Here is a 21,567-nt window from a genome sequence, read left to right as displayed (position 1 = left end):
TTTGACCGACGCTTCATGGTCGGTTGAGCGTCTCTCAACGCAGCAGTCTGCTACGGGCTGATAGAGCTCGGGCCGCTGGCGCTGAGACGCGAAGGCCAATGAGCTGCCGCTGACGATCACATTATTTGTGGGAGTTGCCCTGCTTGTTCTGCGGCGGGATGCTTGGCAGGGTGCCTTGATCAGAATTCCAACGCTATTTATACAATCAGAAGATGAGCAACCGACCGCGTAGTGTCGGATCACCGGGGGGCTTGGGTGAGTAAGCATCGCGATGGGTGTCCGGCTGAGCTCCGGCCGTGATCAGGTTTCCGCTGCTTCAGCGCCTTCGGGTCGAAGGCTATCCTCTTTACCCGGGGCCGGCCGGCGACAAAGTCATGGATCTGGCGCTCGACGACGGCGCTTGGATGATTCTGGGGGTCAATGGCCTCGGCAAGAGCACATTGCTGCTCATGATGCGCTATCTGCTGGCTGGCGCGGTTCGCTTGCGGGACGCTGGCTTCGCGGGTTCCCGCAGTGACCTGACGCCGGTCCCGGCCAGGTTTTTCGCCATGCGGGTTCAAGACGAATCCCGCGGCGCGCAGGCGACGCTGACGGTGTCGTTCGGCGCAGACACTCTCACAGTTCGGCGCGATCTGTCGACGCTCGCCTTGATCGAGGCGATACATTCGGGCGCAGCGGGGTCCCAAACGCTGACGACGGAAGAGGCGTACCGCACCGCCATTTCTGGCTTGATGAACCTAGCGCAGTTCGAAGATGCCGTGCGGGTGTTCGACTACGTCACGTTCTTCCCGGAACAACGGCTTCCGCTGATCTGGAACCTGGCGGCGCAGTTCGAGCTGTTCCGTGGGCTTCTGACCCCTGACAAGTCGGCGGAGCTCCGCAAGAGAGAGGCGGAAATCGTTTCGGCCGACAGCGCTGCGCGAAACCTCAACGCCGGCATCGCCAGAGTGACCGCGCGCCGTGCGGCCGAGGCGAAGAAGGCCAAGAACGCCGACTCGACGAAGGTGAAGTTGGCGGCGGCCCAAGCCAGCTATGACGAAGCGCACAAGGGCGAGGCCCCTTTGCTCGAGGAGCTGGAGGGCCTGGAAGAGGCGCGAGACGACGCCCTCCTTCAGGTCAAGCGCGCGGAGCGCGACGTGGACGATGCCACCCGCGAGTACGAGAAGCTGAAGTACGACGCCTTGCAGGCTGCTTTTGCGGGCGTGCCGGCGACGGAGCAGTACATCTTCCTGAGGCTTCTGACGGACCGCATCTGCCTTGCATGCGAACAGGAGGCGCACTCCACAGCGGCGGAGCTCGCCCGGAGGGTTTCACAAGGCCGGTGCCCTGTCTGCGGCAACCCCCGTCACTCAGCGACGACGGAAATCCCTGCCGATTTACGGGACGTCGCAGAGGAGGCGTACGAGCGCCTGCAGATCCGACGCGACCACCTAAGCCGCGTTGCGCGCAGTCATTCCGATCTGCGCGCCTCGGTGGCGAGTGTCGAACAGCGTCTTTCAAAGCTGAGAAGCGACGCCGAGGCGTTCTCGGCCCAAATTCGCGTCCTCAAGCGGCAGCTTCCTTTGGAAGATGCGGCCGCCATGGAGGAGGAGGAGAGGCGGCTCATCGCCTTGCGCGAACAAGTCGAGATTTTCCGTCGGGATCGGATCGAGGCCGAGGAGGGCATAGCCAGCCTAATCGCTGGCCTCAAGGAGGCCACGGAGCAGATCCGGGTGGCGCTTGAGGACCGCTTCAATGCGGTGGCCAAGCCATTCTTCGCCGAGCGGGTTCGGCTGATCTACGCGCCCCGGGAGAGCAAGATCGGCCAGCAAGGTGCGGTGTTCTCGTTCCCAGCTTTCGAAATCGAGATGACCTCCGGCGCCAGCCAAGGCCAGTTCGTTCGTCGCCATATCGAGCAAGTTTCTCTCTCGCAGCGCGAGTACCTGGATCTGATTTTCCGCATGGCATTGATCGACGTCCTGGGCGGCGCCCAAGGCAGCCTGGCGGTTGATGGGCCGGAGGGTTCGGTCGACGCCGTTTTTGCCGAGCGGGCGGGGGACCTGTTCGCGGACTTCGCGTCACAGCCTGGCAAGAGCGTCATCCTGGCCTCGAACATCGTCGAGGGCGGGTTCATCCCCAATACCCTGCGCAACTATGCTCCGCGCCCTGAAAAGCGGGTCATCAACCTCCTTGAGCAGGCCGTGCCGACAGCGGCGCTGAGAGATCTCAAGACGGAGTATTTGCGCAAGGTCGATGAGATCATGGCTCGGAGTCCGACCTGATGGACGCCAGCTCCAGCCTTTCCGATGTGACCTGTGCAATTCGCGTCCGCGTGCTCCAGACATTCGCGGCTCTGGAGAACGCGGGAGCGACGCCGATCTCAGATCGCGACCTCCAGTCCGTCGTCTATCTTAGCAATGTCCTGAGCCCCGTCTGGGACATTGAGCCGCTCGAAGGCGCGGTCCTCAAGACGGAGGAAGGCCCGAGATCGATCAAGTTCGAGACCGAGCTCGATGCTTGCGTTGGCTTGGGCCTTGTGGAGGTCGAGTCTATCCAGGCGGACGAGGAGCGGCCGGACAAGCTGAGCGCGTGCTTCCGCCTCGCGGGCCGCAACGCGGCGCCTCTTCTGGAGGTCATCGCCGCCTTCCCGGACGAACGTCGCAGCGCGGCCTTTCTCAACGAGATCGCCTTCGCGTTTGTCGAAATCGCTCCTGGCCTGCGCGATGACGCGGCCACCGCGGACGCCGCGTGGACCAATCCGTCGATCGTCACCGATCGCGTTGTGCGCTTCGCCGGCGAGGGCGCGAAAGCGAACCCCACCTACAATGTGGCCCAAGCGTTTCAGAACTACGCGCCGGAAGGTCAGCGGTTCACGCCGGCCCAACAGCTCGACCTCTACGTCCGTCTGCTCAAGCGGAGGGTCGATGGCTGAGTTCGGGGGCGTCGATCTCGAGCAGATCGAGCTGGTAGCTAAACAAATCGGGGCATCGCCGGACGCAGGCACAACTCCCATCGATCGCTTCATGAGGAAGGTTGCCGACCTGGTCGAGCAGCGGTCTGAAAAAGGCGAAGCGAAGGGCGTGTCGGTGTTCCTGCGGAGCGCGGCGTTGCGCGATGATGTGAAGGATCGAGAGACGACGCCTCTGCCTCTCGTTGCGAACGGCCAGGAGGCCGTGTCGCAGAAAGTGCTGATCTCGAACACAGTGCTCAGCCGAGCCTATTCGCTTGGGATCGTTCCCGACGAAAACATCTATGAGGCGCTCGAGGAGGCCGGCTTGGGCAACCTGCCGGCTTTCGTCGTAGACTGGCGCGACGAGACGCCCCGCGCGACGTTCTATCGATCTGGGGTATCAGACCCGGAAGACGTAGAGCAGGTCTATCTTTCGTCGCATGAGATCACGCCCGACGAGCTGAAGGCTGTTCTCGACGGATTCTATGAGGATCGATTGCGAACGCCGCATCGGGTTTCGGAGGGCCATGGTCAGAAGGTCTGGTCGAACGCAGCGCTCGGCTGGCCGGCGGAACGGCCAGAAGAAAAGATTCAGGGCAAGCTCCTGACGTACCTCAGGGGTCGCATCAAACCGCTGGACGCGGACCCAGAGGTTCCGAACGCTGACGGCCGGCTGGACATTTCGATCTACGCCAAGCTGCTCGATGCGAACGGCCAGCGGATCGTGAAGAAGATCTGGGTGGTGGAGCTGAAAGCTTTGACCGACCGGACGCATGATGGCGCGGAGGTGAAGCACTCCACCATCAAGCCGGCCCTTGAGAAGGGTCTGCAACAGGCGATTTCGTACCGCGAATCCGTCTTCGCCAATCGTGCGGCGCTGTGTTGCTACGACATGCGCAAGGAACCTCGTCTTGATGAGGACGTGTTTGCGCCGATTGCGGACCGGGCAAAGGAGAAAGGCGTGCATCTGTGGCGCTGGCATCTCCTGCGCTCGTCAGAGCATGGAAGAAAGGCCAGCGCCCTGAACGAAGACGCTACGCCCGCTTGAGCGTAATCAGCGATTCCAGCAGCTCAGGCTTCCCGCCTTGTTGCGGGGATGCTCGCATTGACCGGAATGGCTCGTCGGCGATCTTCTCGAAGCCGGCCGAAGCGGCCAACTCGATCAGGATGTCCGCCACCGGAACCTGAACGCCTCTGTAGCGGCTGTCGCCGACCACCAGATAAGCGCGGCCGTTGGAGACAAGCGCGGTTCCCAGCCGGGTGATGATCTCGTTCATGTCGGCGAAATAGGCGCGCACCATGTCGGGGATCGCCTTGTTCCAGAGATCGCCGCGGACCAGCTCCAGTTCGCCGCAGACCCGATCGAGCGTCGGAGACGCCAGATCGCCGACGGCGTATGAGCGCGGAATCTGGACGTGACTGCGCAGCGTTTGCCTGCGCAGGTCGATGTTGCTTGCCTTGCTGTTCAGGTAGCCGCCGGCCCAGAGTTCGACGTTGTAGACATCGGTGTAGTCGAAGCTGTTGGGGTAGGGAGGCGAGAAGACTGCGACGTCGTAGTCGCCGCTGTCAGGCGTGAGGATCCGCGCGTCGCCCCTCTTCAAATCGTAGTCGAGGCAGCTGCGGCTACGAAAACGGCGAATGTCGTAGGCTGCGCGGGCGAATGCGGCCTCGAACATCTGATCGACCTGGTTTGGGCCTTGCTGACGTCCTTCCCATGCGCGGCGATAGCGACGCCCCTTGCCGCTGACGACGACGTTGCTGACTTCGATGGCGATTGAACTCAGGAGGACGCGTAGGAGGCGCCTGTTCCGGGCGTGGGGGACTTCAAGGATAGCTTCCCGCAGCCCGGCGATGCGCGCGGCCACTGCACGGTTAAAGATGTAGCGCCCGCCTTTGCCAGGCTCAACGAATGTCGCTGGCGCGCCGGGAAAGTGATCCGCCTCGACGTCGTCATAGTTCGAGACGACGTAGTTGTAGTCATTCAGAAGCTGCTCGATATCGTACGTGTCCAGCTTCGCTTCGATCAGGTCGGCCAAGTACGGGTTGACCTCGATGGTCGTCGGGGAGACGCCTAGGAATTGGCTCGAGAGCGCGGTCGTCCCCGAGCCTCCGAAGGGGTCGATGCTCTTGCGGACCGGTCGCCCCAACGCGGCGGAGGTTTCTTCAAACGCTTGGCCGATCAGCTCAGGGGCGAAGGCTTCCTTGAAGTTCCGCCAGCTTTGAAACGCCGCCAACGGCGTACCGGTATTGGTCGACAGGTGCGATGGCGCTCGCCCGGCAAGCCATTCCGCCATGGTCACGGGCGGCGCTCCAGCATCGACCTCAAGCAACGAAGATGAGATTCGCGGAGGCCAGAGAGGAGAGGGCAAATCGGACATCGCGTTCTCTACATCCAGGTGGGCAAAAAATGCAGGCACTATTTGCCGAGCGATAGTCTTCGCTCACCTGAATCTACCCAAACGTGAGCTGCGCCGCAAGTCTATTTGCAAGAAGAGAAAACGATTTCTCAGATTCGTCGTCGTTCGCTGACCGGATGTTCCGATAAACGACCGCTGCGACACTTTTGGACGTAGGGACCCGACCCAAGAGCCGGTCCGGGTCCACGCCAAGCCGTGCAATGGAAACCGTCTCGCGCTAGGTGAGAATCATCGGCCGCAAAGGCCGGCAAAAACCATGGAAAATACTCGGCCATGCCGCGTTGCGAAAAAGTCCCGGCCGAGTCGGCTTCGTCGCCAAGCCGTACGACCATGCTGAGAGCGACGGCCTGCGCCGGGGAGGCGAGATTCTGACCGTGGGTGTGGCGCACAGCTTCACCGGGTTTCCCAAGGATGGTCGGGCCTGGGAAGTCATCATGTACGGCCCCGTCCAGCCGTCTGTGATGGGCCAAGGCATCGATGTGCTGCTGGCCGACGCCAGTTGGCGCCGCGGAGGTCAGGGAGCGGCCCGCACTACCTGGCTTCGCCGGCCGTTGGGTGATGTCGCCGGCCTTCCGATCGGGAGTTGCTGGAAAGACGGCGTCTCCGCGCCAAGCGAGCGAAGAGCGCAAACGGCCGTCATCGAGGTGGCTCCGCTCGCCGCCTGGCCGGATCAATCCCTCGGAGAGGCCTATCCCACGCGAGGGGCCAATGACCGACCCGCCTACCCCTTGGTCGGGCTGAAGAGCGCGCCGGTCTGGCGCATCCAGAGTGGAGAGCATTCCTATTTCGTGCCCGCGATCGAAGTGATCCGCGCGGTCTTTGGTCCTTCGACCGGTCTCCTCCGGCTTGCGGTCGAGGGCGGCGTGGACATGTGGCCGACGAAGGAGCGAGGGATTTTCGATCTCGGCGCAAGCGGTGTGGATCGGGACGACCCTGGGCTGGTGCGGATCAAGGCGCACCGACCTCTCCACCGGCGCGAAGCGGAAGTAATCGCGCGGATCGTGACCAACGAGCGCATGCGCAGGTCTTTCATGCAGGTGTTCGCCGCAATTCAGCGTGCGGAGGCCAAAGGAGCCCCACGATTTCCGACGACCCTCTTCCCGTTCGACCAGCCTACACAGTGGGCGGTCGATACGGAGTGGACCCACGTCAACAAGTCCGGCGGCTGGCGCCGGCTGGTCACCCGGATCCACGAGATCAGGACGCCGCCGCCGGCGTTCCGCAAAGTCGTGGTCGAACTGGCTGGCGGGGGCGGGGAAGTTGAGCCTGGGGAGAAGCGACGGCCCGTGTCGAGGCAATCTCCCGACGTCGTCGCGGACCGGATCAGGATGGATCCGCACCGGCTCCCGGTCACCAATCTAACGGCCACGCCGCTGCACGGGGGGCATACCAGCTACGACCCAGGCTTCGAGCTTGAGCACGTCATTGTCGACCGGACGGGCAGGAAGGCCACTGTAATCGTGGAGGAGAAGAGCGATGCCAAGATCGAGACGGGTTCGACTGCATGGGGACGAGGCGGTCCGCAAGGCGTCGCCGCAGTGACGTTCCAGAGTTCCGTCGTCGACTACCCGGACGAAGTCCGCGAAGCCGACGCTATCTTGCGCAGCACCCGCAGTGCGGTCGAACTGCTCGGTCGAAAGAGGGCGTGGCCCTGCTCCGTTATCTCGCCCCCGTACGGAGAAGGGGCCGATCCCAAGGATGGACTGATCCGCTATCCCCCCTCGTACTACGGCCACGATCTGACATGGTCGGTCATGCAGGACGGTCGTTTGAGGCGGGCGCTGGTGATGCACCTCGCCACCCCTCAGGGCAACGTCTACGTCATTGACGCGGAGCGGCAGGGTGTAGCGGAAGGGCACGCGCTGGGCCTCCTGCTTACGCCCGCCCGAACCCTCCTTTCGTACGAGTTCATCTCTGACATCCTAGCCTTCAACGCCAAGCGCCGGGGGGTCTGGAGCGATATGACCTTGGCGCACCCCACGGTGAAGTTGAAGCGGAATGCGACCTGGTTCAACAATACCCAAGCCTATTGCACCGGCTTGGTCACTCCGATCACCCAGCTTCTGAACGGGACGTAGCCGCCAGACGCGATTAGCTCACCGATGAGGCCCGCTCGGGGGCGGCGTTTCTGGCAAGAAGCGCAATATCCAGAGGGATAGCCCGAAGAACAGAATGCAGCCCGCGGCCCCAACGACGAACTGGTGCGCTAGGATCGGCTTCCAGCCCAACAGCGAAACGAACGCCAGCGCGAAGAAACCTAAGCCTACATAACCGAGCAGGCGAGCCCACATAACCAAGGCGATCGACTTCTGATGGGGCTTCAAAGACATTTGGCCAGCCTCACGATGCGCCAATACGATTAGCACCGGAACCCGAACTCCGTAAGGGTCGCCGCTCCTCCGGCGTCAGGCCGATGGGCCGAAGCTTGGCTTGTCTCCACAGCGTTGCTGTACCACAACGCCGATTCACTTCGCCTGGTGACGCCGAGGCAGCGTCGCTGCTTTATCGCTCTCCGCCGCCTCGCTCGGCGCGCAGGATGCCGGCCTCACGTAGGCGGCCAACCAGACGATCGAAGAGCTTTCCCCCTTCGATTTCATAGAAGAGCGCAATCTGGACGACTTCATGCGGCGTCAAGGAGATGCGTTCGCCGGGTGCGAAGAACCGTTCCATGACGTCGTAGGAGATCTGTACTCGCGTGGGCTTGTCCGCCAGCACCTGCCCAGTTTCTTGGTCCCAGGGATGCTCAACGCCATCCTCGTCGATGAAGCGCTGCACCAACGACAACCACGACACCTTCAAGCGGCCGTCGTGGTGGGCCTTATCAGCGGGTACGATGCCGACGTGGTGCGCCAGCACGTTTCTGGCGTTGGACAGACACCGGAAATGAGAGACGTCGGGGGCTTGTTCGCCCAGCGCCGCCATCACCCGTTCCGCTTTAACAGCGGAGTTGGTCTCTCGCTCGATGCCCTGAGGCTGAAAACCAGCCGGCACCAGCGCGCCGTGCGCGGCGAACTGCAACACCAGCCAGACGCGATCCAGAAACAGATGAAAATGGACATCGAGGTCTCTCAGGACGCAGTCGGTGATCCAGGCGGCGTACTCAGCTTTGACCTGCGCCGACTGCTCCGGTGTTGGCGGGCTTGCAAACACACGCAGGTGCGTTCGCGGCCCCATCATCGCGTCGAGAGCCAGATCGCCTTCCACTGGCTGGCTACCAATGCTGATGAAAACTTTCGCCCGCCTGACCCCAACCTGGAGCGGAGCCATCACCTCGTCGAGATCGAGGACCAGCTGGGGCGGCGGTGCGGCATCGGTCATGGCGTTGAAACATTCCCCGGCATTCGTTGCCGTAACAAGACCCGACAGCGGGTGCGTCTTGTTCTGTCAGTCAGTGGAGGCGAGTCGAGATCGAGCTATCCAGCCGATCGTCACTTGGTCAGTGGCGTACTCATGCACCTCGACCTTGGCCCAAGAGCCCTTCGCTTCGAGCACCCGGATGAGCTCGTCTGGAAAGACGGTGCGAATTGGCAACGACCCAGCCACAGGCTCGAGCCGCAGTGTGGTTTTGCGCACGACGTGGCGATAGTCGCGCGCCTCTTTGGACTCGCGCAGAGCCTGCTTATGGCTTTCGACGATCTCATCCAGACGAGCCAGCGCTTCTCGCTCGGCGACGAGAATTGCAGGAACAGGTTCAGGGGGCGCCTTCTCATCGGGTGGGCCGACAAAAAGGGCCAACACCGCGATGAGAAGTGCGAGCAGGCTGATCGCGCCGTGGGTCCCCACTCGATGCAGGGCATTGAGCAGGGGGCGGATGGCGTCGATGGCGTAGTGGACCCGCTGCGCGAAGTCTTCGGGTGTGATTTCACCCTCGTCCAGTCGCTGCAGATCGAGGAGGACACGCCCGAGGGTCGTGTCGACGTCGACCGTCGTATCGTAGTGACTTACCACGGCAGCGCCGGCTCCGGCGGGCGCCAGTCCGGCCAGGACCGCGTCGCCGGTGAGAATAAGCCCCTGACGGGCGGCCCAGCCCTCTTCCCAGGCGGAGAGGCCTCTGGCGGCCCTCCCGAGGGCCGTAAGATCTAGATCGAGTAGCCGATTGAGGTCGCGCGTCCATTGGGGGTGGCGATTCAGATCCGCCACGATCCCCGCTGCGGACAAATAGTTTGAAGACGCTAGTCCTGATGTGGCCGCTTTCCAGATCGACCTGTCGGCATCGACCAGACGAGAGATGCGAGCCAAACCGCTCCAGTCCCCGACCAGAGCGTTCGCGCGGTTAGCCAGACCCAGATTTCGGGTGACCGGGTGAAACAACGCGCTCTGCCGGCGGATGCCCTCAACAGCCGCGAGGAGGGGATACGCGAGGTCCCGGGCCCGGATGAGATCTGCCAACGGGGATGCCGTCGCAATCCTGAGTATCTCGGCGGCGCGGGTCGCTTCCTGCAACGCGGGCCGCAGCGCCATCTGAGCCTTTTCTCGGGTCAGGGCTCGATCCTCTTCGCGCAGACGAACGAGACGAAGAAGCGCATCTGAGGGCCGCTCATCGGGACCCACCACCAGCAGGCCGTCCACCTCGGACGGATCCCGCTCGATGATCTTGGCCCTTTCATCCCGTTTCAGACGAGGCCGAACCGCGTAGGGCGCCTCCGCTATGAAAGCCGCAGCGAAGGCCTCGATTTGCGCCTCGCCGAGGCGATCGATCTGTTCGGACGACAGGGGCGACCCATTTTCGGGGGGCATGTCGTCAGCAGTCGGGGATCGGCCGCGCTCCCGAAGCATGTCCCGGACAAATGCGTCGCCGGCGGCCCACCGGCCGACCTTCAGGCCGTCGCGCCGCCAGTCCTCAAACGCTCCAGAGGCCGCGTCGATGACGACCGGCCCCCACTCTGGGACGTCCACTGAGACAAAGGCGAGCCGGGCGATATCCATGCCGAACTGGTAGCAGCGAAGCGAAAGCGTCCGCCACCCCAGCCAACCATCGCCCGTCGTGGTCTGAATCCGCGGCCGGGCGCCTTAAAGCCCCCCGGCTAGCGGCCTAAGCAAATGCATCCCTGCAGGCCCGGACCATGGACTTGCGGCGGCGACGGCGTTCTTGCTCGAAAACGGCTGCGACATGAATGCTGTCGCCGACCAGACGCACCAGCGCCTGGCGGTTAAAGCCGGGCGAACGGACACGCAGATGAGCGGCTGCAGCCGCCACCTCTTGGAGGGACGGACGATACTGCGGGCGGGCAAGCCGGGTTGAAACAAGGTCTGCATAGGCAAAGGGTGGACGAAGATCGTCGCGCAGCGCCCAGGATTGCCAGAGCCTCGCGGCGTTCGCCGCTTCTACAAACCGTTCCGGCCATTGCGGCAGGACGCGCGCGACAAGGTCGAACAGACGGTAGCGGTCTTCGACCTGAAGGCCTTCGATTTCCTTCAGCCGAGAGAAGGAGAAGGGCCTCGCGTCTCCGCCCCAACGCTCAACGATGGCGGACCGGAGGCCCGCGGATCGCGGTCCGCTAGAGATTGTCTTCGCGAGGTGTCTGAGGGTCTCGAAGTATTGAACGGAGTAGGGAAAGCAGCTTTCTCCGAGCTGCGCCCATCCATCATCAAGGATGCGCTCTTGCTCAATCTGGAAGGCGATCATCCCACCGCTCGCCAACCGCCGTGGGTTTTCGGCGAGCGCGACGCCGCAAGCATGGCAGGTGAACGCCGTCCGGGCCCGCAGCGGCGCCAGAATGGTCAAGCAATGTGAGCATCGATCGAGCAGGCGTACCCCATGAGCGGCGCACACGGTCGACCAGGCGACGCGCCACCGGCGGCGGAAGTACGGTCGGTCGTCCATGCATGCGGGACAGTACTGGAGACCCGGGTGGTTGCGCGTCCTCGCCCTGACGCCTAGCGGCAGAATCCATGCGGTCCGGCCCAAGGGCTGATGCTCCTCGAAGAGATAGCCGGCGTAGCCGGACAGGAGCGTCTGCCGGCACTGGGCGAGCGGCGTCACGGTCCTGTGCGCCATCAAGGCGACGACCAGCTCGTTCGCGGATCCGTCGATGTCACGGGTCAATGGCGGCGGCGTCGAACGCCATGAGGCGTGGCCTAACGCATAAGGCTTCAGCGTCATGGCGTGGGCTGCTCGCATGAACCAGGACGAAAAGAGTTCGTCTGGTTGCGGCCGGCCACGATAGGGCCATGGCATGCAGGTTGGGAGGGCATCGCTCATTCCGACGCCCCGGAACGACTACAGGGTCTGGATCATGTCAGGCGTGATCCGTTCCTCTCCAGAGGAAACGGCCACTAAAGCGGCCTCGCGCAGAACGTCTGACAAATCTCCGATGCGACCACAGGAGGCCTCATAGAGCGTGGTTGCCATTTCGGGCTGGCCGAGGAAGGAGGGCCGCTTGAGGGGGATCAGCCGCTCGAAGCTGCGCAGCAGCTTGCGCCAGTCCGCGTTGTCGTCCCATGCCTCAAGCTTGATACGGGAGAAGCGGCGGTGGAGCTGGTCTTCCTTGCGGAAGACCAGATCGACGGTGTCGATTCCGGCGACCACGAGCGGTATGCCCGCCTCGTTCGTCAGGTTCTTGATAACGACGTTGAAGTGCAGGCGCTGGTCGAAGCGGCCAGACAGGGCGTTGTGAAACTCGTCGAGGATGACGACCTTCGTTTGATTGTTGGCCAGCAGCTTGAGAACCGTCCGACATTTGGCGGCCGGCGAGTATGAGACGGGCAGCGGAAAGCCCATCGCCCGCAGGATGTTGTCGTACAGCCAGCCTTCGTCTCCCTTTGGCGGCGTCTGCACCTGCACGACGGGAAGATACGCCCAGTCGCCCATGGCGTCTGGCGTCTCCGCGTCCAACGAACTCACCGCCGCGGCGTTCGTCGCCTTGGCCCAGCGTTCCAGGATGGTGGACTTTCCGACGTTGGACTCGCCGTAGATGAGCAGGTTCTTCGGCCGCGCGGAGGGCGGTGTCTTCAACATCATGTCCAGGCGCGCCTGAACCTTCTGAGCGCTGTCGTGGCCGATCCAGATCGAACTCCAGTTTTGCAAGATGCGATCCTCGCCGGCGAGAGCGAGGTAGCTGCGAGTTCGCTCAGTCAGGTGAGCTCCATCTTCCGGCAGGATGTCAGTCATCAGCTGTCGAGATCCTCGAAGACATCATCGCCATCGTCTGGCGCCATGACCGGCGAAACAGGGTCGCCGAGTCTGGCCGGTGGCTGCTTGGGGGGAGCGGAAGGCGGCCGCCCGATCACGGCGTCCTGACGCTTGCGAGTTTCCGCGTGATGCTTCTTCTGCTGGGCTGCGCGGCGGACCCGAAGCGTTTCTCTCTGAGCGGCCAACACGCGCTCTAGACGCTCCGTTCTTTCCCGATGGACGTCGAAGATGTCGTTCTCGGTGGCGCGTTTGCCAGTCCGAGCCTGAACTTCCTTCTTGGCGGCACGGTACTCCCAAATGTTCATCGGAACGCCCCGCGGGTTACGAAGCGGGACCGTAAGATACATCTTGGCCTCGTCGTCCCAGACGTAGACCTCCGAGAGGCAGTGGGGATCGCGCCGGACCATGAATTCCTTGTCTGGCGTCTTGGCGTGCCGCTGGCGCAGAACGACGAGGGCATCGGAGTCGTAATGGAAAAGGTCCCACTGGATTCCGTAGTGCTGGAGCGTCCGCTTCTGAAGTGGCAGAAGCTCCTTTCGTAGTCGGTCCAGATCACCAACCTCCGGCGGAAGCTTCTGCACCTGGCGGCCGGTCTCAGGATCGAAGAAGTACGATCGCCACTTTTCGAGCGGCGACATGCCCAGCTCCGCTCGAGGCGTGTTGATGTGCTCCTTGATCACGCTGAGCAGGTAGAGCTCGAGGTCGGCTAGCGTGAGGCTGGCGGTCTTCCGAGGATCCCGCTTCTTCGCCCGTTCACGGATGTTCGAGCCGGTGGCGCCTGGGAGATGCTTCACGCTCTGGGCGAGCTTTCCGAAGTACCGCTCGATGTGCGGACCGTAGCGGGGCGTATGGACCTTCCGGTTCACGAGCTTCGTGTTCGCGAACGACACGAAGCGCTGCATCATAGTGCCGCGAAACTCCTTGGCGTTGTCGGCGTGGATCATTTTCATGAAGCCCCAAACCGGCCATTCCATTTCGACGCCTAACCCGGCGAGCCATTTCTCCTTTCGAGTGATGGAGTGGAAAATCGCCATGCCGGCATTCGCTGCGCCCGGCGGATCCAGCGAGAGATAGTAGCCGGTCGGCATGAAGCTGAACGTGTCGATCAGCATGGTCAGGCAAGGCCGGCCGATAGGGTTGCGAGTCGTCTCGTTGACGACCTCCAGGTCGTACAGCCAGTAGTCGATCTGAACCGAACTCAATGGAGCGCCCGCGAAGGGATAGCTGCCCATTACGCGCTTCTTGGCTTCCCGTGCTGCACGCTTCCCTTGCCGGGCCTCGATCACCTCGAGAGGATCGAGTTCTTCGATGCGTCGGTAGAAAGTCGCTCGACCAGGCGGCGGCAAAGCCGCCTTGGCGAAAGCCGGCAGTAGCTTGTCGTTCCAAACTGTTGTGGGGGAGGGCTGGCTTCGATGCAGGTAGTGGGTTCGAATCACCTGCTGCATCAGGGCTTCTCTGGCTTCCTCCAAACGCGAGCCCGTCCCCCGTCCTTGGCCTCCGTAAGGCAGCAGGGTCATGGGATCTTCACCGTCCCACTGATCCAGCCGACGGTAGACCGTCGCGCGGCTGCACCCGAGTTGCTGAGCGGCGCGATCAGCAGCGACAGTCTTCTCGCCCCTACGGAGACCGCCGTCCAATAAGGGCTTCACCGCGCTGAACCATCGAAACGCCTCGGCCTTCTCCTCGGCCGTATAGTCTTCAAATGCGCGCTTTGGTGTTTCCGCTGAATGCGGGTCATCGATTTCGGCGCGACCGACGGAGCGGAGTTCGCGGCTCGGGAATCGAACCATATAGCGGTCTAGATCAAGGACTTGGACCAGCTCTGCAGGCCGTCCTCCGATCGAGACCTTTTCGCCTACCTCCAGCTTAAGCCCCGGCAATCATCTCCTCCATCGCCGCATCCGCCCACCAAGTCACAATGGTATCGTCTGTGATCGGCCTATCGAGATCGCATTCAAGCCATCGGATACCGATCAGATTATAGACGGACTCCAAGACTGCGCCCCGGATTGCGCCCTCGTCTTCCAACTTCGAGCGGATTTCCCCGAGGCGCTTTGGGCCGCGTTGGCGTAGCAGTCGAATGATGCCGGCCTCCAACTCGTTGTCGTGAGGTTGAAGCAGCGCAGGAACGATCAGCTCTGCGTTTCCCAAGCGGCTCGTACGAATAGTGCGTTCGGTCACCACGCGAAAACCGATCCCCTGACGAGCAAGATGCTGCTTCGCTGCTCGATACTTCGCCCACAACGACGACCGCTGCTCACGAAGGATGGTCAAAGGTTTAACCTCGAACATGACCTGCCTCTGCGGGAAAGGTCTCTCCATAGCGTCATGCCAGGTGACCAGCGCGTCCGGGGTGTACGAGCGCCGTTGCCCGCCGACGATCAAGTCCAACGTCACGGGCTGAGTGACGACATCATGGACGCAATGGTCGAGCTGAAGGAGCGTGAGAAAGTCGTGCTCCAACTTAGATTCAAACGGAAGATGGCCGCTCGGGAAACGGGAGGGCAGGAGGCCGGTGATCGATCGATGCCCCGGCGGGATAGTTCGTTTGCGCATCTGCACCGGTTCATCCTGTCGCATATTTAGGGAGACTCCAGAAATATTTCGCATCTTGAGAGAGACGTGAGGCTCCAGCTCAAGCCTGTTTTCGGGGCCGACGCGGTCAGTAGTTTCGCGTCGAGACTGAGATTTTACAGGCGGCCTGCGCGCCAAGCCGGGCGAGGCCTCGCTGGCGCACAACGGCGTCCTCTTCCTTGACGAGCTGCCCGAGTACTCGGCGCAGGCGCTCGACTCCCTCCGCCAGCCGCTGGAGACCGGCGAGATCATCGTCGCCCGCGCCAACGCCCATGTCCGCTATCCGGCCCGGTTCCAGCTTGTCGCCGCCATGAACCCCTGCCGGTGCGGCCTCGGCGGGGCCGGACGCGGGGCCTGCGGCAAGGCCCCCAGATGCCAGCGCGACTATCGCAACCGCATCTCCGGCCCGATGTTCGACCGCATCGACCTGACGGTGGAGGCCCCGCCGGTCACCGCCGCCGACATGGCCCTGCCGCCGCCCGCCGAGGGCACGGCCGAGGCCGCCGCCCGGGTCCTGCGAGCCCGCGAGATGCAGGCCGACCGCCTTCGCGCCGCCGGGATCGATCCGGACACGGCGCAGGATCAGGCCGTCAACGCCCGCGCCTCCGGCGAGCTGCTGGACCGGTTCGCCACGCCCGACGCCCCCGGAAAGGCCCTGCTGATGAAGGCCGGGGAGTTCGGCGGCCTCACCGCCCGGGGCTGGACCCGCACCCTCAGGCTGGCCCGCACCATCGCCGATCTGGACGGCTGTGACGGCGTCCTGCGCCGCCACATCGCCGAGGCCCTGATCTATCGTCGCTCCACCACCGAAGCCCAGGATGCCTTCGAAGCCCGCCGCGCGGACATCCCGCCCCCGCACGAGACGTCGCTGCCCGCGTGGTGATCTCTTAACGTCTTGAGTCCACGGTATGTCTCAAGGAGAGCCCGACATGCCCCGGCGACGGACTGAACAGCCTGCCCTGCCAACCGCCCCGACCGGATCGGCCGAGCAGCAGTTTCTCCGCCTGATGAGCCATGAAATGCGCACGCCCCTGAACGGGGTGATCGGCATGCTGGGCCTGCTTCAACGCACCAAGCTGGACGGCGCCCAGAGGGCCTATGCCGAGGCCGCCCGGACCTCCGCCGAGCACCTGCTGGGACTGGTCAACGACCTGCTGGACTACGCCCGCCTTGAAGCCGGCAAGCTTGAGTTCGACGCCGCCCCGGTCGATCTGGAAGCCCTCGTGCGCAGCGTGGCCGAACTGCTGAGCCCGCGCGCCCACGAACGCGGGCTGGAGATCGCCTGGTCGGTCGCCGCCGACGCCCCAAACATCCTGGCGGACGAGAGCCGCCTGCGGCAGGTCCTGTTCAACCTGGCCGGCAATGCCGTGAAGTTCACCGCCAACGGCGGCGTCCGCATCGCGGTCGAACGCGCCGGGGGCTCCGACGAGACCCCGCGGCTGGCCTTCATCATCGACGACACCGGCCCTGGCGTGCCCGCCGAAGCGCGGGAGCGGATCTTCGAGGAGTTCGGCCACGTCGACGCCAGCGACGCCGCCCGCTTCGGCGGCGCCGGTCTGGGCCTAGCCGTGGTGCGCAAGCTGGCCGCCGCGATGGACGGAACCGTCACCGTCGCCGACCGGCCCGGCGGTCCCGGCGCCCGCTTCCGGTTCGAGGCCGCCTTCGAGGCCGCACCGGGCGTCGGTCGCGGTTGTCCGCTTGTCGATCAGAGCGTCGCCGTGATCAGCCCCGATCCCTTCATCCGCCAGTCGGCGGAAGCCCAGATCATCGCCTCCGGAGGGACCATCGCCCCGGACGCGCCCGTGGTTCTGGTGGACCACGCCGCACGCGAGAGCCTGCACGGCCTGGCCGCCCGTCCCGCCGACAGCCGCGCCGTCGTCCTGCTGAAGCCTTCGGAGCGCGACCTGATCGCGCGCTACCGCTCGGCCGGGTTCAACGGCTACCTGATCAAACCCCTGCGCCGCGCCTCGGTGGCGGAGCGGGTGCTGGCCGCCTCGGGCGCCCAGGCCGCCGCCCTGCGCCCCGGACCGCCCCCGGCCCCGCCCGCCGACGACGACCGCGTCGTGCCCGGCCGCTTCGCCGGCACCCGCGTCCTGCTGGTCGAGGACAACCCCGTCGGCGCCCTGCTGGCCGCCACCCTGCTGAAGCGGGAAGGCTGTGCGGTGGAGACCGCCGCCAGCGGCGACGAGGCCCTCGCCGCGATGAAGCGCGCCCGTTACGACCTCGTCTTCATGGACATGCGGATGCCCGGCATGGACGGCCCCACCGCCTCGCGACAGCTCCGCGCGCGCGGCGACCGGACTCCCATCGTCGCCCTGACCGCCAATGCCTTCGCCGAGGACCGCAAGACCTGCCTTGAGGCCGGGATGGACGATCATCTGGTCAAGCCGCTGGAGCTGGAGGCGATGCGCGCCGCCCTGTCCCGCTGGACGAACCGCGAAGTCCGCGCCAAGGTCGCCGTCTGATTTGAGGCGCCGGGTGGCGTCCGGAGACGCGCCCATGACCGACAGCCAGACCCCCGCCAGCGAGGTCGCTGACCTTCGCCCCGCCCCCAAGGGTCTGGGCGTCCTGAAAGCCGCCTTCCGCGAGCGCCGGACCCTGGCCATGCTGCTGCTCGGCTTCTCGGCCGGCCTGCCCTTCGCCATGCTGATCGGCACCCTGAACGCCTGGCTGACCGAGGTGGACGTCCCTGTCGCGACCATCGGCATCCTGAGCTGGATCGGCCTGTTCGGCGCCTTCCGCTTCCTGTGGTCTCCGGCCGTCAGTTGGACCCCGCCGGTGATCGGCAAGCGGTTCGGCCGTCGTCGCAGCTGGCTGATCATTCTTCAGGTCGTGATCGCGGTCTCCCTGGCGCTGGTCTCTCTGTCCAACCCGGGCACCGGCGTGCTGGGGCCGCTGGCCATGGGCGCGGCGCTGGGGGCCTTCGCCTTCGCCACCCAGGACATCGTCATCGACGCCTGGCGGATCGAGGTCGCCGACGAAACGACCCCGATCGATCTGCTGTCGACCATCTACCAGCTCGGCTATCGCACCGCCGCCCTGACCGGCGGCGCGGGCGCCCTGCTGCTGGCCACCGTTCTCGGCTGGCCCGGCGTGTTCATCGTCGCCGCCCTGCTGATGGGCGTCGGGGTGATCGGCACCCTGATCGCGCCCGAGCCCGAGCCGTCATCGCTGGCGGCGGTCGCGCGCGAGCGTCGCGGCTCCCCCCGCCTGCGCCTGATCGTTCTGGTAGCCACCCTCGCCGCCTGGGCCTGGGCCGCCTTCATGCTGGTGCGCTTCATGGTCATCGCCCTGACCACCAGCCCCGCCCCCAGCGCGGGCGAGTTCACCGCCGCATGGGGCCCCTGGATCGTCGGCGCGACCGTCATCCTGCCCGCCGCCCTGGCCGGCCTGATCGTCTGGAAGGGCAGCGCGCCCGACAGCACGGCCACGCCCGCCGCCCCGACCTTCGCCGACACCCTGTATGACGCCATCCTGGCGCCGCTGGTCGAGCTGATGGGGCGTCTGGGCTGGGGCGCCCTGATCGTGCTGGGCCTGATCCTGACCTATCGCATCACGGACGGCGTCTGGGGCCCGTTCGCCTTCCCCTTCTACATGGGCGACACCGGCGGCGCGCTGGGCCACACCAAGGCCGAGGTGGCGCTGGCGTCCAAGACTTTCGGCGTCTTCATGACCATCGCCGGGATCGCCCTGGGCGGCTGGGCCCTGCTGATCATCGGCCGGATGTGGAGCCTGCTGATCGGCGCGATCCTGTCCGCGGCCACCAACCTGCTGATGATGGATCTGGCGCTCGGCGCCCCGGTCGTCGGCGGCTTCATGCGGGTGACGCACCTGTACGACCTGTTCGCCGGCTTCCAAATCGGCGAGCCGCTGGCCCGGCTGATGGTCGCCATCGCAGGCGAGAACATCGCCGGCGGCTTCGCGGGCGCGGCCTTCGTCGCCTATCTGTCGGCCCTGTCCAACCGCACCTTCGGCGCCGTCCAGTTCGCGGTGTTCATCTCGCTGGCCCTGCTGATCGGCACCCTCGGTCGCGGGGCGCTGGGCGAGCTGATCGACGCGCAGGGCTATGCGCCGATGTTCGCCATCGCCGCCTGGCTGGGCCTACTGGCCGTAGTGTTCTGCGTGCTGGAATGGATCCGCGGCGCCGTGGATCGCCGCAAGGCCGCCGCCCAGGCCTGAGGCCCGGGCGGCCGTCAGGCCCTATTCCTCGCCTTCGGCGCCTTCTTCATAGGCGGCGAAGGTGGCGGCGGTGATGATCTCGCTGACCGAGGCGCCCAGCGAGACGATCTGCACCGACTTCTCCAGACCGACCAGAAGCGGGCCGATCACGGTCGCGCCGCCCAGCGACTGCACGAGACGGGTCGAGATCGCGGCGGAATGGATGGCCGGCATGACCAGAACATTGGCGTGGCCGGTCAGGCGCATGAACGGATAGGCGCCGCGCAGCTCCGGCTCCAGCGCCAGCTCGGGCGGCATTTCGCCCTCGTACTCGAAATCGACGCCCTTGCTGTCGAGGATACGGATGGCCTCGCGCACCTTCTCGCCGCGCTCTCCGGGCGGGTTGCCGAAGGTCGAGTAGCTGAGGAAGGCCACGCGCGGGGTCTTGCCCAGCTTGCGCACGGTCGCCGCCGCCTGGATGGCGATCTCGGCCAGCTCCGAGGCGTCCGGCAGTTCATGGATCGAGGTGTCGGCGACGAACAGGGTCCGGCCCTTGGCCAGCAGGACCGACAGGCCGATCATCCGCTCCTTCACATCCAGGACTCGGCGAACCTCCTTCAGGACCATGTTGAAGTTGCGTGTCACGCCGGTGACCATCGCATCGGCCTGGCCGCGGGCGATCATGGTCGCGCCGAAATAGTTGCGGTCCTGGTTGATCATCCGCTGCACGTCGCGGCGCAGATAACCCCGACGCTGCAGCTTGGCGTACAGCCACTCCGTATATTCGGCGTTCCGCTCGCTGATCCGGGCGTTGATGATCTCGATGCCCATCTCGTCGAAGTTCAGGCCCGCCTCGGCGGCGTTCTTGCGGATCAGCTCCTCGCGGCCCAGCAGGATGGGCGTGCCCAGTTCCGCCTGTTTGAAGCCCCAGGCGGCGCGGATCACGGCGGTTTCCTCGCCCTCGGCGAAGACCACGCGCTTGTTCGGGGCCGCGCGCACGGCGCCCGAGATGTTCTGCATCAGGGCCGCCGACGGATCGAGGCGCTGGCGCAGCGAGGCGCGATAGGCGTCCATGTCCTCGATCGGCTTGCGGGCCACGCCGGTGTCCATGGCGGCCTGGGCCACGAACGGCGGGATGAACCAGATCAGGCGCGGATCGAACGGGGTCGGGATGATGTAGTCCCGGCCGAATTTCAGCTTGCGGCCGCGGTAGGCGGCGGCGACCTCATCCGGCACGTCCTCGCGGGCGAGCGCGGCCAGGGCCTGGGCGCAGGCCACCTTCATCTCGTGATTGATCCGGCGTGCGCGCACGTCCAGCGCGCCGCGGAACAGGTAGGGGAAGGCCAGCACATTGTTGACCTGGTTGGCGTAGTCCGAGCGCCCGGTGGCGATGATGGCGTCCGACCGCACCGACTGCACGTCTTCCGGGGTGATCTCCGGGTCCGGGTTGGCCATGGCGAAGATGATCGGATTGGGCGCCATGGTGGCGACCATCTCGCGGGTGATCGCGCCCTTGGCGGACAGGCCGATGACGACGTCGGCGCCGACCATCGCCTCTGACAGCGTCCGGTGCGGCGTCTCGGTCGCGTGGGCGGCCTTCCACTGGTCCATGCCCGAGGGGCGGCCCTTGTAGACGACGCCGTCGCGGTCGACGATCACGGTGTTCTCGGCCCGGACGCCCGCGGCCTTCATCAGGGCGATCGACGACAGGCCCGCGGCGCCGGCGCCGGACAGGACGACCTTCAGGTCCTCCAGCTTCTTGCCGGCGATATGAGCGGCGTTGATCAGGCCGGCGGTCGAGATGATCGCGGTGCCGTGCTGGTCATCGTGGAAGACCGGGATATCCAGCAGGTCCTGCAGCTGGCTTTCGATCTCGAAGCATTCCGGAGACTTGATGTCCTCCAGATTGATGCCGCCCCAGGTGTCGCCGATGTTCTTCACCACGGTGACGAACTCGTCCGGATCGGTGGTCTTCACCTCGACGTCGAAGCTGTCGACGTCGGCGAAGCGCTTGAACAGCACCGACTTGCCTTCCATCACCGGCTTGGACGCCATGTGGCCGAGGTTGCCCAGGCCCAGGATGGCGGTGCCGTTCGAGATGACGGCGACCATATTGCCCTTGGCGGTGTAGTCGTAGGCCTTGTCCGCGTCCTCGGCGATCGCCAGCACCGGCAGGGCCACGCCCGGCGAATAGGCCAGCGACAGGTCGCGCTGGGTCGCCATCGGCTTGGTCGGCGCCATCGAGATCTTGCCCGGCACGGGGACGCGGTGGAAATCCAGCGCGTCCTGGTCGGAGAAGGTCTGTTTGTCTGTCAGGTCGGGCATGGTCTCGGCGTTTCCGCTGGCGTCTTCGCGCG

Annotated in this window: 14 protein-coding genes and 1 pseudogene; 7 read left to right on the top strand and 8 right to left on the bottom strand. The window is 64.9% G+C overall.

Features of this window, described 5'->3' with window-relative positions; translation table 11 throughout:
* Window positions 1–374 precede the first annotated feature (374 nt).
* From VGE03_RS15580 to VGE03_RS15570, 3 genes are read left to right on the top strand one after another with little or no spacing between them, the layout of a single operon-like run.
* A complete protein-coding gene (locus VGE03_RS15580) occupies window positions 375–2,261 on the top strand; it encodes a hypothetical protein (RefSeq protein ID WP_331047389.1) in 1,887 nt (628 codons plus the stop codon).
* The gene (locus tag VGE03_RS15575) at window positions 2,261–2,911 is read left to right on the top strand and encodes a hypothetical protein (protein ID WP_331047388.1); all 651 of its coding nucleotides are present in this window, start codon (window positions 2,261–2,263) and stop codon (window positions 2,909–2,911) included. The genes VGE03_RS15580 and VGE03_RS15575 overlap by 1 nt, the downstream gene beginning before the upstream one ends.
* Window positions 2,904–3,977, top strand: coding sequence for a hypothetical protein (locus VGE03_RS15570; protein WP_331047387.1), 1,074 nt, complete (start codon window positions 2,904–2,906; stop codon window positions 3,975–3,977). The genes VGE03_RS15575 and VGE03_RS15570 overlap by 8 nt, the downstream gene beginning before the upstream one ends.
* Here VGE03_RS15570 and VGE03_RS15565 read toward each other — a convergent pair.
* Complete coding sequence (locus VGE03_RS15565; RefSeq protein ID WP_331047386.1) at window positions 3,964–5,229, bottom strand: hypothetical protein; 1,266 nt, start codon at window positions 5,227–5,229, stop codon at window positions 3,964–3,966. The two genes, VGE03_RS15570 and VGE03_RS15565, sit on opposite strands and share 14 nt — an antisense overlap.
* A gap of 338 nt (window positions 5,230–5,567) precedes the next feature.
* Between VGE03_RS15565 and VGE03_RS15560 the strand changes: the two genes are divergently transcribed.
* The gene (locus VGE03_RS15560; RefSeq protein WP_331047385.1) at window positions 5,568–7,424 is read left to right on the top strand and encodes a hypothetical protein; all 1,857 of its coding nucleotides are present in this window, start codon (window positions 5,568–5,570) and stop codon (window positions 7,422–7,424) included.
* A 424-nt stretch (window positions 7,425–7,848) separates the two neighbouring features.
* Here the strand turns inward: VGE03_RS15560 and VGE03_RS15555 are convergent, their stop codons facing one another.
* The 6 genes from VGE03_RS15555 to VGE03_RS15530 all read right to left on the bottom strand — a co-directional run bounded on the left by VGE03_RS15555 (window position 7,849) and on the right by VGE03_RS15530 (window position 15,034).
* Window positions 7,849–8,664, bottom strand: a complete 816-nt coding sequence (locus tag VGE03_RS15555) for a hypothetical protein (RefSeq protein ID WP_331047384.1) — start codon at window positions 8,662–8,664, stop codon at window positions 7,849–7,851.
* A gap of 66 nt (window positions 8,665–8,730) precedes the next feature.
* Window positions 8,731–10,272 carry a hypothetical protein gene (locus VGE03_RS15550; protein ID WP_331047383.1) on the bottom strand — a complete coding sequence of 514 codons (1,542 nt, stop codon included), beginning with the start codon at window positions 10,270–10,272 and terminating at the stop codon, window positions 8,731–8,733.
* A 106-nt stretch (window positions 10,273–10,378) separates the two neighbouring features.
* A complete protein-coding gene (locus VGE03_RS15545) occupies window positions 10,379–11,548 on the bottom strand; it encodes a TniQ family protein (protein ID WP_331047382.1) in 1,170 nt (389 codons plus the stop codon).
* An 18-nt stretch (window positions 11,549–11,566) separates the two neighbouring features.
* Complete coding sequence (locus VGE03_RS15540) at window positions 11,567–12,457, bottom strand: TniB family NTP-binding protein (protein ID WP_331047381.1); 891 nt, start codon at window positions 12,455–12,457, stop codon at window positions 11,567–11,569.
* Window positions 12,457–14,268 (bottom strand): Mu transposase C-terminal domain-containing protein, encoded by a 1,812-nt coding sequence (locus VGE03_RS15535; protein ID WP_331047380.1) that lies wholly within the window; start codon window positions 14,266–14,268, stop codon window positions 12,457–12,459. The genes VGE03_RS15540 and VGE03_RS15535 overlap by 1 nt, the downstream gene beginning before the upstream one ends.
* 76 nt (window positions 14,269–14,344) lie before the next feature.
* A complete protein-coding gene (locus VGE03_RS15530) occupies window positions 14,345–15,034 on the bottom strand; it encodes a TnsA endonuclease N-terminal domain-containing protein (protein WP_331047455.1) in 690 nt (229 codons plus the stop codon).
* A 139-nt stretch (window positions 15,035–15,173) separates the two neighbouring features.
* On the opposite strand from VGE03_RS15530, the pseudogene VGE03_RS15525 reads away from it, so the two are divergent.
* From VGE03_RS15525 to VGE03_RS15515, 3 genes and pseudogenes are all read left to right on the top strand, one after another.
* A pseudogene (locus VGE03_RS15525) lies at window positions 15,174–15,935 on the top strand (ATP-binding protein); the annotation flags it as partial.
* 46 nt (window positions 15,936–15,981) lie between these two features.
* Window positions 15,982–17,517, top strand: coding sequence for a response regulator (locus VGE03_RS15520; RefSeq protein ID WP_331047379.1), 1,536 nt, complete (start codon window positions 15,982–15,984; stop codon window positions 17,515–17,517).
* Between the two features lie 34 nt (window positions 17,518–17,551).
* Window positions 17,552–19,231 carry an AmpG family muropeptide MFS transporter gene (locus VGE03_RS15515; protein WP_331047378.1) on the top strand — a complete coding sequence of 560 codons (1,680 nt, stop codon included), beginning with the start codon at window positions 17,552–17,554 and terminating at the stop codon, window positions 19,229–19,231.
* Window positions 19,232–19,252: 21 nt separating this feature from the next.
* Here VGE03_RS15515 and VGE03_RS15510 read toward each other — a convergent pair whose 3' ends face one another.
* On the bottom strand, window positions 19,253–21,535 hold the full coding sequence (locus tag VGE03_RS15510; RefSeq protein ID WP_331047377.1) for an NADP-dependent malic enzyme: 2,283 nt from the start codon (window positions 21,533–21,535) through the stop codon (window positions 19,253–19,255).
* Between the last annotated feature and the right edge of the window lie 32 nt (window positions 21,536–21,567).

Source organism: Brevundimonas sp. (assembly GCF_036400995.1).
GTDB lineage: Bacteria > Pseudomonadota > Alphaproteobacteria > Caulobacterales > Caulobacteraceae > Brevundimonas.
This window is presented reverse-complemented; position numbering and strand designations above follow the sequence as displayed.

Excerpts from the sequence above, each read along its gene's own strand:
- VGE03_RS15575 (WP_331047388.1), top strand. The coding sequence starts at position 2,261 with ATGGACGCCAGCTCCAGCCTTTCCGATGTGACCTGTGCAATTCGCGTC.
- VGE03_RS15550 (WP_331047383.1), bottom strand. The coding sequence starts at position 10,272 with ATGGATATCGCCCGGCTCGCCTTTGTCTCAGTGGACGTCCCAGAGTGG.
- VGE03_RS15515 (WP_331047378.1), top strand. The coding sequence starts at position 17,552 with ATGACCGACAGCCAGACCCCCGCCAGCGAGGTCGCTGACCTTCGCCCC.
- VGE03_RS15535 (WP_331047380.1), bottom strand. The coding sequence starts at position 14,268 with ATGGTTCGATTCCCGAGCCGCGAACTCCGCTCCGTCGGTCGCGCCGAA.
- VGE03_RS15510 (WP_331047377.1), bottom strand. The coding sequence starts at position 21,535 with ATGCCCGACCTGACAGACAAACAGACCTTCTCCGACCAGGACGCGCTG.
- VGE03_RS15555 (WP_331047384.1), bottom strand. The coding sequence starts at position 8,664 with ATGACCGATGCCGCACCGCCGCCCCAGCTGGTCCTCGATCTCGACGAG.
- VGE03_RS15545 (WP_331047382.1), bottom strand. The coding sequence starts at position 11,548 with ATGAGCGATGCCCTCCCAACCTGCATGCCATGGCCCTATCGTGGCCGG.
- VGE03_RS15540 (WP_331047381.1), bottom strand. The coding sequence starts at position 12,457 with ATGACTGACATCCTGCCGGAAGATGGAGCTCACCTGACTGAGCGAACT.
- VGE03_RS15570 (WP_331047387.1), top strand. The coding sequence starts at position 2,904 with ATGGCTGAGTTCGGGGGCGTCGATCTCGAGCAGATCGAGCTGGTAGCT.
- VGE03_RS15520 (WP_331047379.1), top strand. The coding sequence starts at position 15,982 with ATGCCCCGGCGACGGACTGAACAGCCTGCCCTGCCAACCGCCCCGACC.
- VGE03_RS15580 (WP_331047389.1), top strand. The coding sequence starts at position 375 with ATGGATCTGGCGCTCGACGACGGCGCTTGGATGATTCTGGGGGTCAAT.
- VGE03_RS15530 (WP_331047455.1), bottom strand. The coding sequence starts at position 15,034 with ATGCGCAAACGAACTATCCCGCCGGGGCATCGATCGATCACCGGCCTC.